The organism is Listeria weihenstephanensis, assembly GCF_003534205.1.
Classification (GTDB): domain Bacteria; phylum Bacillota; class Bacilli; order Lactobacillales; family Listeriaceae; genus Listeria_A; species Listeria_A weihenstephanensis.
The window spans coordinates 1,043,732-1,060,701 of the sequence record NZ_CP011102.1 but is presented as its reverse complement, the minus strand read 5'-3'; the positions used below and the strand labels follow the sequence as shown (position 1 = coordinate 1,060,701).

Sequence of the window (16,970 nt, the reverse complement as noted above, 5' to 3'; positions counted from 1 at the left end):
TTCTAGATTATTTCATTTACTCACTAGCTAAATGAAACAGATATGTGATCTTTGTAACCAATATACTACAGCGCTATTTGCTCTCATTAAATTAATTATTTTTCTCCTTTAGGTTGGTTGTTTTTGAAAAAATATTTATAACCATGCAGTCTATATATCTTAAAATCGAGACACTAAATTTTATGTCACTAAATAGTCTGTTTTCCACTTGATATTGGTCTAATAGATAGTCTATAATAAAAGTATAGATTATTGTGTATTATAGACAGGAGATTGTTATTATGAAATTGGGTTACGCTCGGGTGAGCACTGTAGGACAAGATTTAGAAACTCAGAAAGAAAAATTGCTTAAACAGGGCATCGCTGAAGATTATTTATATATTGAAAAGAAAACAGGTACCACTACAAGAAACCGAGAAGCTTTAAAAGATTTAATCAAAAATTCACGTGAAGGCGATATTGTTTATATCACAAAAATAGACCGTTTAGCACGATCTATAATTGATTTAAATAATGTAATGAATGAATTTTTCGAAAAAGGAGTAACTGTTGTTTTTATAGATAATAATATGACCTTTAGTGCAGATGCTGAGAGCAATCCTATGCAGAAACTATTATTTAATGTTCTAGGTGCTTTTGCCGAATTTGAAAGAGATATGATTGTCAATCGGACGACTGAAGGGAAAATAAGAGCTCAACAAGCTGGGAAAAAGTTAGGTCGTAAAGGACAACCAGAAGAAAACATTAAACAAGCTTTACATTTGATGAATAATAGAGATTCAAACAACTTGTCTGTTTCAGATATTGTAAAGGCTACGGGTGTTCCTAAAGCTACTATATATAAAAAAATGTCTTCCAAATAATTCGTTAGAAAGCGCTTTATCATTGTGTATAAATATGGTATCATAGATTTATCACATATGGAGGTGGGACATTTATGAATTTTAAGATTTATGATTTGTATTCAGATTTAAAACCTAATGGAAAGGAAGAGCATCTTGTAAACCATTTAAACAAGTTAGATGTTTTTGATGCAGGTCATAATTTACGTTATTTAATCAACAATGATGTTTTTTATGAACGTGGAGTCTTGATGGGTAGCTTGGGTCAGGAATATGTAGCTTCATCAAATACAATTAAAAATAAGCAGTGGGTTCCTATAGATGGCATTGAACCCTTTGAAAGAACTATTTTTGCACTAGATTTTTCGTCGAATACTTTGCTTATACAAAATAGAAACTATTCTCAAAAAAATTTGAACACTGGTATTGCATACAGTAGAATTAACACTATCCTTACTGAAGCATGTAAAACTATCTTTAAAACCGACTTCATACCAATTGTTGTAAATATACCTGCTGGGAACGAAGTTTTCCTAAAATTCTTTGAACATTCTCGTGTTCTTGAACTGAAAGTTAGTAACTTAAATACTCGTCATGTACTACAAGGTGACAAGATTTCAAAAGATAAACAGTTCAATTCAGATCTTCTAAACTATTGGAATACTGAGGACAAAAACACTAACTTCCTCCATATCAAAGCTAGTGATGATGGTGAGTTAAATAATAATCCTTTTGCCTTACTTGCATCAAACTCACCTAATGCAAAAATTGACCGCATCAGTTATTACAATGAGAATGAGGGGAAAAGTATTCTTGTAGAACGAAATAAATTTGATAAGTTTGAAGTCCCTAAAGTTACAAAAGACGAGGAGTCAATAACGGTTTATGAAGCTACCATTGATGAAATAAATAACAGACGTGGATTTCTTCGTGCCGTGAAACAGGTTATTAAAGAATAGACATAATAAAAATAAGCAGAAATCTTTGTATACACCATTTTTATGGCTATATAAAAATTTCTGCTTTTCCATTTTGGATAAACTTAAAATAAATTACTGTAATCCTTTTTTAGTTTGGACTGTCCTTTCAGATCATTTCCCCATATCTGAACATATCGTTTCGTAACCTCTAAGGAGGAGTGCCCTAATAAAGTAGCTAGTGAAAAAGCATCCATACCTGCTAAAATTGCATTTTTTGCGTAAGTCCTCCTACAAACGTGAGGGCTTACTTGTTTTTGTATACCACAGAATCTTCCAGCGCCTCTCAAATTCTGCTGAAACGTATTTTTACTATATGGAAGCTGATCTCTATTAATAAAGACTCTGGTATGTGAAATATCTCCTCGTATTTTTAAATAGGAGTCTAATTTCCCCTTCATTCCCTTCGAAATATACACTATTCTCTGCTTAAGATTTTTTGATTCGACAACAACGATATAATCATTATGAATATCTTGTATATTAATACCAACTGCTTCCGAAATACGCACTCCCGTATCTAATAACAATTGGAAAATAACCAAATCTCGATAAGAACTAAACGTTTCTTTTTTCTTGAAATGGTTAGCTATTTTCTTAATTTCATCAGAATTTAAAGTCTCTCTTATTTCTTCTCTGACTCTTAATAAACTAAAATTTTCACAGGGGTTTACCTTTATAAAACCTTGCTGATAAAGATAGTTATAATACGCCTTAATAGCCTTTATTTTGCTATTAATTGTATTAATCCTCATAAACCCTTTCCAATACATAATCATGTCCTCAAGGTCTCTCTGCGACAGATGCATGATAGCCTTCTCAACATGAATATTACTTCTATCTCTTTTGAGAACATTAATTGCATCCACATAGTACTTAATAGTCGTTTCCCGTACATTTCTAATCCTTCTTGATCGTATAAATTCCTCTAATACAAAATTATCGTCAGGCACAATCGTTTGATAAACGATTGCCTTCTCTTCTGCACTTAATCGATTACTTCTTCTCATAAAAAAAATGACCTCCCCACTAGACTTACCCACTAGGTCAGAGACTCATTTAGCCTATCAAAAAAGCTTGCGGTCGTGGCGGAATTGGTATACGCGCAGGACTCACAAACTTATTGATATTACAGTATTCTTAATCCAAAATGATGCGGCCGAGAGGACTTGAACCTCCACGGGTTTTACCCCACTAGGCCCTCAACCTAGCGCGTCTGCCGATTCCGCCACGACCGCTCTATAACACGTTTATCTAGCGCTTATACACCTTATCTAAATTTCACGCGTAAGGCTATTATACCTAACGTGATTACCTACTGTCAAGCCTCTATTTTACAAATATAAGATGTTTCTCCACACCAAAATACGCAAGCGGAAAAACATCTTACATCAACGAACTTTTCTGTATCTTACTGCTTACTAATATCAAGAAACATCGGTTGTAGCCACTGTGGTCCATTAAATAATTCGCCATACTTCATAAATCCAAATGATTCATATTTCTCTATCACCTTATCAACATTAACGCTATCCAATATAACTATCTTTCCACCAACTATACCGCGAGCATTGTCAATCTCTTGTATCGCGTGGGTCAGCATATCGCTTGCACAGAATTCCTCCATACTACAACTATCATTCTTGGCTACTTGTGCTACTAGATAAGCAGGTATTTCTGTGGTATTCTTCGGACTTTTACTACTTGCAATTAATTTCTTCTTCACTGCTAATTCCAGTGCACCTATTTGAAGGACTTTTAAGGATATCGTTGAAAATCCCAGCCATTCTTCATTCAGCGTGTAAAGGTATGTCCTCGTCAGGTGGTGTAACTCACTATCAAAAGCCTTATCTCTTAAAAAAATGACCACATCTGTGTTCTTAATACAATTAAAAGAAGAATCAACCCTATTGATAAAGCGACGTTTAGCTTCTTTTTTAACGGCTTTACCATTTATTTCAGGTGATTCCTCTTTTATTACGTTCATTAGATCCATAATTATCTTAGTCAAGGGCTCTGTCCCATACTGCTTGTCTATGCTTTTCTCATCCAACTCGCCACAACTCTTTCTGTAGTTTTTCTTTTGGCCATTGCGGACTTGCTCTCAGGACTCAACGCCTGCTTTAATTTATTGGTAGGGACTGCTTTATCTAGCTTCTCTATATCGTCAGCTGTCAAAGTGATTTGCCTATCAATACTAACTGTTGCCATGTCAGTCACTCCTCTCTTTACTCCACCTATATCATACCATGTTTCACCTGTTCCCAGCAATAAAATTCATTGTGACCAACCGGATAGTACGACCTGAAATGCCACTAATTCCAAATAAAAAAACCATAGAAAAATCTATAGTTCAAAAAATGACCCGTACGGGAATCGAACCCGTGATACCGCCGTGAAAGGGCGGTGTCTTAACCGCTTGACCAACGGGCCTTTATGTTATTTTCTTTACAGTTGCTCTAAGTCAACTTTTTTATTATAGCATACTCTGTGAAAGATGCAATGCTTATTTCGACATTTCTAAAAAAAGTCCCTGCTTACTCCTAAACAGGGACGCTACTTATCACGCTAAGCTTGTTTTCTTCTCCAACGAATCAACATGAGAACGCCAGTTGCGCTCAGAATGAATCCAAAAACAATGACTAAATCCATGGAGGTATCACCAGTTGTTGGCAGTGCTCCTAGATCTTTTTTAACAACCGATTTTGACGCTGGTTCTTCTGTCACTTTTTCAACTTCTGGTGCTTTTTCTGCTGGTTTATTTGGCTTTACTTCTGGCTTCGGTGGTGTCACAATAATTTCTTCTGGGTCTGTTGGTGCAACCTCATCCGCCTCTTTTTCATAGCTCACAATGATCGTCTGCGCTTTATCTGTGAACGTGCCGGAAGCTTGCATACCTCTCTCTTTATACCCCGCAACGGCCTTTATTTCAATCGCAAAATTCTCGCCAATATTCCCCCGCAATATCTCAGTTGGCGCGATTTCTTTTCCGTCTTCATCTTGATACAAAACGGTTACATCCGCACCCGCTATTTGGGCGATAGCTGGTGTTGATTCATTGCTAGCGGCGTCGAGTGCTGTCACAACGTATGTGCCTGGCTTGGTAATCGGAAGGCTAAATTCTAGGGCTTCACCGCGCCAAACTCGCGTCACAATATTCGCTGGATTTGCTATGATTTCCTCCGCGGTTCCGGTTCCTTTATACACGACGTAATGACGCGCAGAATTCGCTGTTGTATCTGCCCAAGTTAACGTATCCGCCGTTTGCTTGACCTGAATTGGTGCAGCAATTTCCTGATGCGCTAGCCACGGTTTACTTGGAACGAGTGATGGAATCGCAAAATAATCCTTTTTCAAAAGATCAATCGCGTCATTTTTCGCTTGGTTCTGAGGTTTTTGCGCTTCTGGAAGGCTCGCAATATCGCTCTTTTTGATATCATTATAACTAAACAAAACGCTACCTGAAATCTTGTCTTGCAGCTGGTTGAAACGCATCTGATTCGGAATTTCCTCGGGGTTCATCCAAGCCGCTTCCCAACCGCCGTTTCCGACATGTTTATAATTTGCATGGCCAACGTAGATTTGAACGCGTGTCCCTTCTGCCGCCCTGCTCCACCACCTTGCAAGCTCCCCGTAAGGCGCTGCACCTTGGTCAAAACTCCAGTAAATTTGTGGTGTCATATAATCGATTTTCTCATCTTTAATCCACTGATATGTATCAGCAAAAATGCTTTGAGAGAACGACTGAGAAGAACTGGTTGGCGTGTTCGAACCTAGCGGATTATTGGCTTTATGTTCCCATATTCCGAATGGACTGATGCCGAATTGTACGGCGGTTTTCTTGGCTTCATTATGCGTATCGATCGTATTTTTCACCTTATCGATCAACGTTGTAATGTTGTCGCGGCGCCAATCGTCAATGCCTTCTTTCGTGTCTGGATAGCCATTTGGAATACCGTATGTCGCGAATGTTTGCGCATCTTCATCCAAATCACCAAACAAGACATTTTTGCCATCGACTGTAATGCGATATGGATAGAAATAGTCGTCAAAATGGATCGCATCGACATCATAATTCGTCACAACTTCCTTAATCGTTTCTGCCACATTATCCTGCACTTCTGGAATGCCCGGATTCAAGAAAAGTTTCTCGTCAAAACGCAACACGTTCTGAGGATGCAACACAGCGTAATTATTATCCGCCAAAATTCCCGCTTTGTTCCACGCAGCAATCTGTTCTGGAATTGTCATCGCAAGCGCTTCCTCTTTTGTCGCACCTATTTTTGCCAAAATGCTTGGCGTCGTCATTTTTGTATTCGTCACGCGGTATGGATTGAACCAAGCGTGATATTCCATGCCTCTTTTGTGCGTTTCTTCTACCATAATGGCAAGTGGATCGTAACCTGGATTTGCGCCCTGTATACCACTTGTAATAAATTCCGACCATGGATTTAGTTTGGATGGATAGTAAGCATCAAGCAACGGTCGAATTTGAAAAATAACCGCATTCATATTCCACGTTTCAAAATCATTTAACACCGTATCATATTGTGCGCGAAATGCCTCTTCAGATCCCGCCTTTGCGAAATTCAGATTACTGATCGTAGCTACCCATGAGCTTTTGAACTGCTCTTTTTCTTGCGTATACGTTGTTGGAATCATGACTTGTTCGCTTGAACCGTTAGAGTAAAACACTGGTGTATTCGTGTCATAGCCAAATGTTCCATCTCCCTTTTTCACAAATTTGTAAAGCCCTTCTGTCGTTTGCTCTGCCTGTACAGCGATCCCAAAAACCGATACACTAAGTACAAGCAGGAGTAACGTCGACACCCATTTTTTCATCTTCATCCTCCTCTTTTATATCGCCAATTTCTATAAAATTTTCCAAATGACGATTACGGATTCAATATATCATCTTCAAAACACGATTTCAACTTAATTTATTAGAAAAATTAATTATATCAGGTTATTTTACACTCGCTAAACATCGGCTAAACGATTGTGCCGCAACGCCTTTCATGTTTCAAAAGCGTTGAAATAAATTTTTAAATATATTTTGCAAACGTTGACATTTTATTTCAAATGAACTAAAATACATTTTGTGAACTATTTTAATAAAGGAGGTATTTATTATACAGCGAGATTCTACATAACAATCAAACAAAAGGGAGAGTCATTATGCAGAGATTTATGGATTTTTTAGAGAAATACTTGTCGATACCGATGGCGAAGCTTTCTGAACAACGTCATTTACGCGCGATTCGAGACGGAGTCGTTTCCTCGCTACCATTTATTATTGTTGGTAGTATGTTCTTAATCGTCGCTTTTCCACCTGTACCTGAGAGCACAGCGCTTTATCAGTGGGCCCAGGAACACGCTTTTGAAATATTGATTCCGTATCGGATGACGATGTTTATTATGTCGCTTTACATTACTTTTGGAATCGGTTACAATCTGGCAAAAAGTTATAAACTTGATCCACTTTCGGGCGGACAAATTGCGGTGGCTTCCTTTTTACTAACGTTGACCCCGATCGTACTTGATAAAGTCGGCTTTGTATTGCCAATGGCCAATCTCGGCGGTCACGGTTTATTCATGGCGATGATTGTATCCATTTTTTCAGTTGAAGTCATGCGTTTATGTAAGAAGTACAAAATTACGATTAAAATGCCTGAACAGGTGCCGCCAAGTGTTGCGCGGTCGTTCGAAGCACTTATTCCTGTCGCTTTCGTTATTTTATTTATGACATGTATCACGGTTGTTCTTGGTATTGATGTGCATTCGCTCGTTGATAAAGCGGTTGCACCAATTGTTAAAGCTGGAGATAGTTTGCTCGGCGTTCTGATTCCAGTATTTTTGATCACGTTCTTCTGGTCATTTGGGATTCACGGAATTTCCGTTATTGGTGCGATTGCCAGACCAGTTTGGGAAGTTTATCTTGCTTCTAACGCCGAGGCTGTCGCTGCTGGAACGCCAATCCCACATATTGCGCCGGAAACATTTTTCCAATGGTTCGTCTGGATCGGTGGCTCTGGGGCAACGCTTGGCTTAGTTCTGGCGATGCTATTTTTCTCGAAATCAAGCTATACAAAAGCGCTTGGTAAAACAACGCTCATTCCGAGTCTATTCAACATCAACGAACCCGTTATTTTCGGTGTACCAATCGTGCTGAATCCGATGTTAATTATCCCGTTCATCACGATTCCACTAATTACAACGACGATCTCATATTTCGCGACAACACTCGGATTTATCACCCCAACCTATGTCATGGCACCTTGGACGTTACCTGCCCCAATTGGTGCGTACTTAGCTACAGGCGGTGATTGGCGAGCCGTTCTACTCGTCTTCATCAACATCGGAATATCGTTCTTAATCTACATTCCGTTCTTCAAAATGTACGATCAAAAATTACTAGATGAAGAACAAGCACAAGCAAAAGAAAACGAAGAAACACACAGTAACGAACCAAATATGGCTTAAAAATGGATTAGCCTGGGATTTACCCCTGATAAACCGGCAACAAGCGTTTGCATTCTAAAAGTTTGCTTTATCTTGAGTTTTATCCCAGTCTCGTCTTTTTAGGAAAGGAGGTTATTAGAAATGGAAACAAATAGTAAATGGATCAAATTCAATTATAAAAGTGCCCTCTTATTTTTTGCGATTACGATTTTGACGAACTTGATCTTCCTTCCCGTCCTCACTAGTTTCGGGATTTCGCGCCCTTTCGGCTTATTTTTACTTACGAGTATTGGCAGTAGCGCTGGTTTATCGTTTATTTTGCTCGCGAAACACGGTTTTTATAAGACGAAGAAGCAAGCTACTATTTTCACGGCTGTTGTGACGCTTGTTTGTACAGCAAGTTGTTATTTTTTGATGTATCTTAGTTAGGGAGGTTGGAAAAATGACGTATGTAGTTGGACTTATGTCGGGCACTTCGCTCGATGGTGTGGACATTGCTTTGCTTGATATCACAGAACCGGATGGCCACGTGTCGACAAAATTGATTGATTTTGAAACGGTTTCTTTTCAAGCAAGTATCGTGGATGAAATTCGCCAAAGCTTAAGTATGGAGCGTTCGGATTCCAGACTTATTTGTAGTTTGAATTTTAAACTAGGTGTGCTTTTCGCAGAATGTGTCAAAATGATTTGTAGCAAAAATGGGATTTCCGCGTCGGAACTCGGTGTTATTGGCTCGCACGGGCAAACGATTTTTCATCAGCCAGAACAGGTGGGAGATTTCGCCGCTTCGACATTACAAATTGGTGAACCCGCTGTCATTGCTTATGAGACTGGCGCGACGGTCGTTTCGAATTTCCGAACAATGGATATGGCTGCTGGTGGACAAGGCGCGCCGCTCGTTCCCTTCACGGAATTGCTGTTATATCGCGATCCAAAGAAAAACCGTTTATTGCAAAATATCGGTGGGATTGGAAATGTGACAGTGTTACCTCATGCCGCAACGCTCGATCAGGTTTTTGCGTTTGATACTGGGCCTGGAAACATGATTATTGATGACTTGATGCAGCGCCTTTTTAATCGAGGATATGACGAAAGTGGTGAAATCGCAGAGAGTGGCACGGTGAATCAGGCTTTGCTCGCAGAATGTATGAAAAATCCGTTTATCAAGGCGCCTATTCCTAAATCGACTGGACGCGAACTTTTTGGCAAGGAATATACGGATCATATTTTTACTACATATAGCCATTTGCCTGCGGAGGATCTAATCGCAACGATGACGATGTTCACCGCAAGAACAATCGTTTCTAATTACGAACAATTTGTGTTTCCAAAAATGACGATTGATGAAGTGATTGTGAGTGGCGGCGGGAGTTATAATAAAACCTTACTTCGCTATTTAGCGGAACTTTTAGATGGAAAATGTGCGGTATTAACACAAGAGGATATCGGCTACTCCTCTGATGCCAAGGAAGCTGTGGCGTTCGGATTACTCGGTTATGAGACACTTCATCGCAGACCCTCCAACGTTCCAAATGCAACTGGTGCGCGGGAACATGTGATTCTCGGCAACGTAACTTATCCACCATTAAAATATTAGAAAGAAGGTATCATTCATGCATAAACTTGGCATTTCAATTTATCCGGAACACACAACTCCCGAAAAAGACAAAGCTTACATCAGTTTAGCTCATAAATATGGTTTTACACGCGTTTTTACGTGTTTATTATCGGTTAGTGGTGATAAAGATCAGATTTTACAGGAATTTAAAGAAACGATTGGTCACGCCAATTCGCTTGGCATGGAAGTCCTCGTTGACATTTCGCCACGTATTTTCAAAGCGCTCGGTATTTCTTATGATGACCTTTCCTTTTTCCACGAGCTTGGCGCTTACGGAATTCGCTTAGATATGGGCTTTACAGGCAGTGAAGAAGCCGCGATGACCTTCAATCCATACGGTCTCAAAATTGAGATTAATATGAGTAACGACACGAATTACCTGAATAACATCATTGATTTCCAGCCAAATCGCGATAATTTAATCGGATCGCATAATTTCTATCCGCATCGTTATGCCGGGCTTTCCTATGATTATTTCGTGAAATGTAGCGAACGATTCCGCCAGTTTCAAATCCAAACAGCGGCTTTTGTACACTCAAATGACGCGACTTACGGACCTTGGCCTGTGACAGAAGGCTTATGTACGCTCGAGATGCACCGTGGTTTACCAATTGATACCCAGGCAAAACACCTCCTTGCAACAAAGCTCATCGACGACATTATTGTAGCAAACGCCTACGCTTCCGAGGCAGAACTGGCACAACTTAGCGCTCTCCTCCGAGCAGAGAAATTCGGCTTGAAAATCACATTAAATGATACAATAACCCCTCTAGAACGCAAAATTGTAACAGAAGAACCCCACTTCTATCGCGGTGATGTATCAGATTATTTCATTCGTTCCACACAATCCCGTGTGAAATATCGCGAAGAAGAGTTCAAACCAACGTACACGCCAAACATTAAGCGCGGCGATATTCTAATTGAAAATGAACTATACGGACAATATAAAGGCGAATTACAAATTGCTTTGAAAGACATGGAGAATCGCGGGAAAACGAACGTGGTTGGTCGCATTCTAGAAGAAGAAATTTTCTTACTAGATTACATGGAGCCATGGACAAAATTCGAGTTTTTCGTAGAGTAACCAAAAAAGAAACCGCTCAGAAATAGAACGGTTTCTTTTTTTCATGCCTTGCTTGCTTTTTTGCTATGTAAATAATATCGGATCGATTTCACAATAAAAGTAGCTAAATTTAGCCAAAATATTCCTATTATAAAAAAATTATTTTCTTAAAAAAAACGATGCAACTACAGCATCGTTTTGGATTTATAAATATGGCGGAGAAGGAGGGATTTGAACCCTCGCGCCGCGTTAACGACCTATACCCTTAGCAGGGGCACCTCTTCAGCCACTTGAGTACTTCCCCATATTTAATTCATCAGCATACATAAGGCATGCGCATAAAAAGAACTCCACAGGCAAGACTCGAACTTGCGACCGATCGGTTAACAGCCGATTGCTCTACCAACTGAGCTACTGTGGAATAGCGTCATTTTGTTTCTGCTGACTCTTTACATTATAAGCAGGTAAACACAAAAAATCAAGCTTTATCTGATCATTTGGCCAAAACAATTTTTTACCTGTTCACAATTTCTTCTTTTGTATAGGCAAGCCGTCCATTACAACGACCACAACGATACTTGTTCACATCGAAACGGCGCTTACGCAAGAATTCCGTTTGACATGATAAACACGTGTAACGATGCATTTTCTGTGCGGTTGGAATCGCATGGCAAAACCGCGGGGCGTCTACTTTGGCAAGCAATTCCCGAAAATCCGCATCACGGTGCTGGTAGCCTTTTCCCTCAAGGTGAAGGTGGTAATGGCAAAGTTCGTGTTTCATAATCCCGATAAAGTAATCGAGTCCGAAATTCTCCAAATAACGCGGGTTCATTTCAATATCATGACTCTGCAACAAATAACGCCCACCAGTCGTGCGCAGACGATTATTAAACTTGGCTTGGTGTTGGAACGTTTTCTGAAAAAATTGCAACGACACGCTCTCCATATGCCGCTGCAGCTCCTGTTCTGTCATCATTGCCTTACTTCCCTTGTTCTGGGCTTAGCATCGTTAGTGAAATACGTCCTTTTTTCTTATCGACGTCATCGACCCAAACCGTTACAATATCGCCGACCGACACAACGTCCATCGGTTTACGAACGAAAGAATTGCTCAACTTCGAAATATGCACTAAGCCATCTTGTTTCACGCCAATATCCACAAACGCTCCGAAATCAACGACATTCCGCACAGTTCCTTGCAGTTCCATCCCCGCTTTTAAATCTTCCATCGAAATAACATCTTGCTTCAAAAGTGGTGCATCCAACTCATCACGCAAATCGCGTCCTGGCGCCACGAGGGAATCCACAATATCTTGCAATGTTTCTTTCCCGACTTCAAGCTCCTCTGCCATTTCCGTTAAGCTAAACTTCTCCAATGCTGTTTTGAGTTCCTGTGAACCAAGATCCGTTAATTTGAATCCTGCCGATACGACAATCTTCTCCGCAGTCGCATAGCTTTCTGGATGAATTGCAGTGGCGTCAAGTGGATGTTTCCCTTCTAAAATACGCAAAAATCCGATACTTTGTTCATAGGATTTCGCACCGAGACGAGGTACTTTTTTCAATTCTTTACGCGTTGCAAACGGCCCATTTTCTTCGCGGTATTTGCGAATGTTTCCAGCAACTGTTTTGTTTAACCCCGCGACATATTGCAAAAGGGACGCCGAAGCTGTGTTCACATTGACACCAACTTGGTTAACCGCTGTTTCCACGACAAACGTCAAGGTATCATTCAATTGTTTTTGCGCAACATCATGTTGATACTGACCAACCCCCACAGATTTAGGATCAATTTTTACAAGTTCTGCCAATGGATCTTGCAAACGACGACCGATCGAAACGGCACTACGCTGCTCCACTTGGAAATCTGGGAATTCTTCACGCGCGGTATCACTAGCCGAGTAAACACTAGCTCCTGCCTCATTAACGATACAATAATACGCAGGCAAGCTTTCCTCTTTGATCAGTTCGGCAATAAATTGTTCCGACTCACGCGATGCCGTCCCATTTCCAATCGCTACAACTTCAACATTATATTCTTTCATTAATTTCAATACTTTTTGTTTCGCATCGTCCTTCTTATTTTGCGGCGGATGCGGGTAAATTATATCAATCGTCAACACTTTTCCCGTTTCATCGAGCAAGGCTAACTTACAACCTGTTCGGTATGCTGGATCAAGTCCTAGTATTATTTTTCCTTTTAACGGCGGTTGCAAAAGTAATTTACGCAAGTTTTCCGCGAAAATATGAATCGCTTGTTCCTCGGCCGATTCTGTTAATTCCGCGCGAATCTCACGCTCGATAGCTGGACCAATAAATCGTTTATAAGCGTCTTCCATAGCTGTTACAACATAGGATTCCGCGATAGACCCTGATTTTTGGATGACTTGTTTACGCAGATACTCGCTGATTTTAGTCGAATCAACAACTACGCTAACACGTAAAATGTCCTCTTTTTCACCACGGTTAAAGGCAAGTACGCGGTGACTCGCAACTTTCCCGATCAATTCTTGGTAATCATAGTACATTTCGTAGACCGATTTTTCATCCAATTCGACCTTTTTGCCGACAGATTGCATCATGCCGAATTTACGTGTGAATTCGCGAATCCACTTACGGTAAGTCGGTTCATCGGAAATAACCTCCGCGATGATTTCATGAGCGCCGAGTAGAACATCCTCAGTCGTTGCAACGTCATGTTCTGCCGAGATATATTTTGCCGCTTCTGCAATAACGTCGCCTGATTGCGGGAATCCAAGCAACCACGTCGCAAACGGTTCTAATCCTTTTTCTTTAGCGATCGTAGCTTTGGTCCGTTTCTTCTGTTTGTACGGGCGATATAAGTCCTCTAGCGCCTGGTGTTTCTCTGCTTTTGTGATCGCTGCCGCTAGTTCTTCGGTTAGTTTGCCTTGTTCTTCTATCAATCGTAAAATTTCTTCTTTTCGCTGCTCCAATTTTTCCACATACCCGTAACGTTCCTCGATATTACGAATCTCGACCTCATCCAAGCTACCAGTCATTTCCTTCCGATAACGTGCGATAAATGGTACTGTGTTTCCTTCGTTTAATAAGTTGATTACCGCGTTGATCTGATTCGGGCGGTATGGTAGGGATTTATGTACTTGCTTTAATATTTCTTCCATGTTTATCTTTGCCTCCATAAAATTCATCTTTTATTAGTGTAACATAGAATGTAGTGGGATTTCATGTTTGAGTGGGGATTGGATGGTTTTTGGGAGATTAGAAAAGCTCTAGAGAATCACTTGTGGGATTCTTTAGAGCTTTGGGGTTGGTTTGTTGTTCAGCAAAGGATGATATCTCTTGGTTGGTGGTTGTTCGAGATTTCTAGAAGACGTTTGGGATATCTAGTAGTGTGGAATCTTTTGGTTTGGTAGGTTGGCGGGTTTCTCGCCTTTGGATCCAGCTTCAACGGCTAGCTCCTCGAAAACTTCTCGTCCTCCTTAAAAATCAAAAGCGGATTTTTACTGCGGGCGCTCCAGTTTTTTTCGGAGCTGTACGAGCCGTTTCAGCTTTTCAATCGATCCAGCTTCTAAAGCCAGCCTCTCGAAATTTTCGGTGCCTCCGAAAAATCCAAAAGAGGGTTTTCACTGCGCCCCCTAACAATTTCTGTCGAGGCTAACTGGCTTTTTCAGCTTTTCAATCGATCCAGCTTCAAAAGCCAGCCTCTCGGAAATTTCGGTGCCTCCGAAAAATCCAAAAGAGGGATTTGTCTGCGCCCCCTAACAATTTCTGTCGAGGCTAACGGGCTTTTTCAGCTTTTCAATTTCCCCACCAAAAATGTCACATCGTCTTCTGGTATGTCTTCCACGTTACTCTCTATCATGTGGCCGGTTGTCTCAATTGAGGTAATCGCGCGGAGATATTTCTTTACTCCTGCAAGTACTAAACCGTCGGAATGCATCAAAAATGTCGTTCCTGGTTTGTACGTGAATTCTTGTATTCGAATCTTTTGCTTCCGGCCAGACAAGAAGCCTGTTGATGAAATTGGATAGACTAGTTTGTCATCAAGGCCTAGTAAATAAAATCGAATGTTTCCAATTCCGCAATAGGTAATTGTCTGTTTGGCCCAGTCGGTTCGCCAAATGGCTATGGCTGCGCCTCTTAATCCGCCTAAAGCAGCGTTAGAGCGTGCTACGATGTCCTCTAAAGCGACGTTTGAGCTATTAGCATCAATTGTCTCCACTACTGCTTTAGCGGCCCTCTCAGCCTCTTTCCCGCTTCCAAGTCCATCCACTAAAGCACATAGTAGTCCGAATTCATCTTCTTTTATAAAAATTTGATCGCCGCAATGGCGCTGTAAATGTTTCGCGCGTTGGAAAATGTAGAGTTGGGTATCCATATCTGATTGCCCCATCGCTACCATGTTACTCCAAATCCTCATCTTGCAAGGCTGCGCGTAATTTCTTAATTGCCTGGCGCTGGATTCGAGACACGTGCATCTGCGAAATATCCAACAAATCGCCAGTCTCTTTTTGACTGCGGTTCTCAATAAATGTATATTGCAAAATTTTCTGTTCGCGTTCGTCCAAAGCTGGTAACACTTTTTCAAGTAGCATCCGCTGATTCACGCGTTCAAAACCATCATCATCACCGCCAACGACGTCAAGAAGTGTAATCGTACTTCCATCAGAATCGGCCTCAATGGAATGATCCACCGACAAGGCTTGATAGCTTTTCCCCATCTCCATCGCTTCTAGAATTTCTTCCTCCGTTGCACCGATAAATTCTGCGATATCACTAATTTGCGGAGAGCATTGCAATTCGCGCGTCAGTTCCTCCACAGCATTCTTAATCTTCGGTCCAAGCTCTTTGATCCGGCGAGGAACGTGGACGCTCCACGTTTTATCGCGCAAGAAACGCTTGATTTCTCCAACAATCGTCGGTACCGCAAAAGCTTCGAAACTCTTGCCAAAAGTAGCATCATAACGACGAATAGCACCAAGCAAGCCAATATTGCCGACCTGCACTAAATCTTCATGAAATGATTTACCTTGAGAATACTTGCGGGCAATGGATTCCACCAAATTTTTATAGTGAACTACAAGCTCATACTGCGCTTCCTCATCGCCGGTTTCTTGGTAATCACTAATCCACTTGTAGACCTTCACTTTGGCCTTTTCACGGGCTTCTTCTCTTGCCGCTAGTTCCTCAGGTCGAGATAATTTTGGCATTCCCCTCCACCTGCTTTTCCTCTTTATATTTAGTCATCACAACCGAAACACCATTGTCGTAGTGAAGTTCCACGTCGTCCATCAATGCTTCGATTAAAAATAGTCCTAAGCCTCCAACGCGTAACATATCTGCGTCTGTTTCTTCTTCATATGGTCCGATTTCAGCCTTGCGCTTCTCTAAATCAAAGCTCTTACCTTCATCTGCCACACGAACTTCTAACTTATCTTCATATACGGAGAAAGTGATCTGAATTTCGCCAGTATCGCCTTCTTTAAAAGCATGTTTTACCGCATTCGTAATCGCTTCACTAATCGCAATTTTTAAATCTTCAATTGCTTCAAATGAAAAACCGCTCCGACTTGCAATGCCTGAAATTGCTAATCTACCTAAGCTAACAAACTCAGGTTTTGCTGGGATTTTAAGTTCAATCGTGTCATACATTGTTGCCATTCATTTCACCCTCTACATTTTTGATTTCGATAATATCAGTCAAACCAGTAATCTCAAACAATCGGAAAATTCGGTCTGAACATCCTACTAATTCTAATTCACTATTTTTGGCACGCAAACTCTTGAATAAACCAACAAATACGCCTAAACCTGTACTGTCCATGTAACTCACACCTGCTAAGTCAATCTGGACGCGGAAATTTTCTTTTTCCATATATTCGCCAAACGCCTCTTTTAATTTTGGTGCCGTATAAGCATCAATTTCGCCAGCAACAACGACCTTTGCATGATTACTATCAGTTTCTCTGATCTCTACTTTGATATTCATCATTTCACCTCACCTATTTTGTATATCCAGGGTATAT

At 40.6% G+C, this 16,970-nt stretch carries 16 protein-coding genes and 4 tRNA genes; 6 read left to right on the top strand and 14 right to left on the bottom strand.

Annotated features, from left to right (window positions below; all coding sequences use genetic code 11):
- The first annotated feature begins 281 nt into the window (after positions 1-281).
- Positions 282-863: a recombinase family protein gene (locus UE46_RS05075; RefSeq protein ID WP_036058542.1), complete on the top strand. Its 582-nt coding sequence runs from the start codon at positions 282-284 to the stop codon at positions 861-863.
- Positions 864-937: 74 nt separating this feature from the next.
- Complete coding sequence (locus tag UE46_RS05070) at positions 938-1,801, top strand: hypothetical protein (protein WP_118907453.1); 864 nt, start codon at positions 938-940, stop codon at positions 1,799-1,801.
- 83 nt (positions 1,802-1,884) lie between these two features.
- On the opposite strand, the gene UE46_RS05065 is transcribed toward UE46_RS05070, so the two are convergent.
- From UE46_RS05065 to UE46_RS05045, 6 genes are all read right to left on the bottom strand, one after another.
- Positions 1,885-2,829: a tyrosine-type recombinase/integrase gene (locus UE46_RS05065; protein ID WP_036058535.1), complete on the bottom strand. Its 945-nt coding sequence runs from the start codon at positions 2,827-2,829 to the stop codon at positions 1,885-1,887.
- Between the two features lie 144 nt (positions 2,830-2,973).
- Positions 2,974-3,057: transfer RNA gene (locus UE46_RS05060), tRNA-Leu, on the bottom strand.
- A 173-nt stretch (positions 3,058-3,230) separates the two neighbouring features.
- Entirely contained in the window at positions 3,231-3,872 is a 642-nt protein-coding gene (locus UE46_RS05055) for a hypothetical protein (RefSeq protein ID WP_118907452.1), read from the bottom strand.
- Positions 3,854-4,030, bottom strand: coding sequence for a hypothetical protein (locus UE46_RS16270; protein ID WP_159103071.1), 177 nt, complete (start codon positions 4,028-4,030; stop codon positions 3,854-3,856). Before UE46_RS16270 ends, UE46_RS05055 begins: the two co-directional genes overlap by 19 nt.
- A gap of 150 nt (positions 4,031-4,180) precedes the next feature.
- Positions 4,181-4,252: transfer RNA gene (locus UE46_RS05050), tRNA-Glu, on the bottom strand.
- Positions 4,253-4,387: 135 nt separating this feature from the next.
- Complete coding sequence (locus tag UE46_RS05045; RefSeq protein ID WP_036058532.1) at positions 4,388-6,661, bottom strand: family 10 glycosylhydrolase; 2,274 nt, start codon at positions 6,659-6,661, stop codon at positions 4,388-4,390.
- 336 nt (positions 6,662-6,997) lie between these two features.
- Between UE46_RS05045 and UE46_RS05040 the strand changes: the two genes are divergently transcribed.
- The 4 genes from UE46_RS05040 to UE46_RS05025 all read left to right on the top strand — a co-directional run bounded on the left by UE46_RS05040 (position 6,998) and on the right by UE46_RS05025 (position 10,983).
- Positions 6,998-8,302, top strand: a complete 1,305-nt coding sequence (locus tag UE46_RS05040) for a PTS sugar transporter subunit IIC (RefSeq protein ID WP_036058530.1) — start codon at positions 6,998-7,000, stop codon at positions 8,300-8,302.
- Positions 8,303-8,422: 120 nt separating this feature from the next.
- Positions 8,423-8,710, top strand: a complete 288-nt coding sequence (locus tag UE46_RS05035) for a hypothetical protein (RefSeq protein ID WP_036058528.1) — start codon at positions 8,423-8,425, stop codon at positions 8,708-8,710.
- Between the two features lie 13 nt (positions 8,711-8,723).
- Positions 8,724-9,878: an anhydro-N-acetylmuramic acid kinase AnmK gene (gene anmK / locus UE46_RS05030; protein ID WP_036058526.1), complete on the top strand. Its 1,155-nt coding sequence runs from the start codon at positions 8,724-8,726 to the stop codon at positions 9,876-9,878.
- 16 nt (positions 9,879-9,894) lie between these two features.
- Positions 9,895-10,983, top strand: coding sequence for a DUF871 domain-containing protein (locus UE46_RS05025; protein ID WP_036058525.1), 1,089 nt, complete (start codon positions 9,895-9,897; stop codon positions 10,981-10,983).
- Between the two features lie 192 nt (positions 10,984-11,175).
- Here the strand turns inward: UE46_RS05025 and UE46_RS05020 are convergent.
- The 8 genes from UE46_RS05020 to UE46_RS04985 all read right to left on the bottom strand — a co-directional run bounded on the left by UE46_RS05020 (position 11,176) and on the right by UE46_RS04985 (position 16,933).
- A tRNA-Ser gene (locus UE46_RS05020) sits at positions 11,176-11,266 on the bottom strand.
- A gap of 44 nt (positions 11,267-11,310) precedes the next feature.
- A tRNA-Asn gene (locus UE46_RS05015) sits at positions 11,311-11,383 on the bottom strand.
- 93 nt (positions 11,384-11,476) lie between these two features.
- On the bottom strand, positions 11,477-11,935 hold the full coding sequence (locus tag UE46_RS05010; RefSeq protein WP_036058693.1) for a SprT family protein: 459 nt from the start codon (positions 11,933-11,935) through the stop codon (positions 11,477-11,479).
- Between the two features lie 7 nt (positions 11,936-11,942).
- A complete protein-coding gene (locus tag UE46_RS05005; RefSeq protein WP_233230987.1) occupies positions 11,943-14,105 on the bottom strand; it encodes a Tex family protein in 2,163 nt (720 codons plus the stop codon).
- 629 nt (positions 14,106-14,734) lie between these two features.
- Positions 14,735-15,337, bottom strand: a complete 603-nt coding sequence (locus UE46_RS05000; protein ID WP_036058690.1) for a PP2C family serine/threonine-protein phosphatase — start codon at positions 15,335-15,337, stop codon at positions 14,735-14,737.
- A gap of 10 nt (positions 15,338-15,347) precedes the next feature.
- Entirely contained in the window at positions 15,348-16,154 is an 807-nt protein-coding gene (sigB, locus tag UE46_RS04995) for an RNA polymerase sigma factor SigB (RefSeq protein WP_036058522.1), read from the bottom strand.
- Positions 16,132-16,605, bottom strand: coding sequence for an anti-sigma B factor RsbW (rsbW, locus tag UE46_RS04990; protein WP_036058521.1), 474 nt, complete (start codon positions 16,603-16,605; stop codon positions 16,132-16,134). The genes sigB and rsbW overlap by 23 nt, the downstream gene beginning before the upstream one ends.
- Positions 16,589-16,933, bottom strand: coding sequence for an STAS domain-containing protein (locus tag UE46_RS04985; RefSeq protein WP_036058520.1), 345 nt, complete (start codon positions 16,931-16,933; stop codon positions 16,589-16,591). Before UE46_RS04985 ends, rsbW begins: the two co-directional genes overlap by 17 nt.
- Positions 16,934-16,970 lie beyond the last annotated feature (37 nt).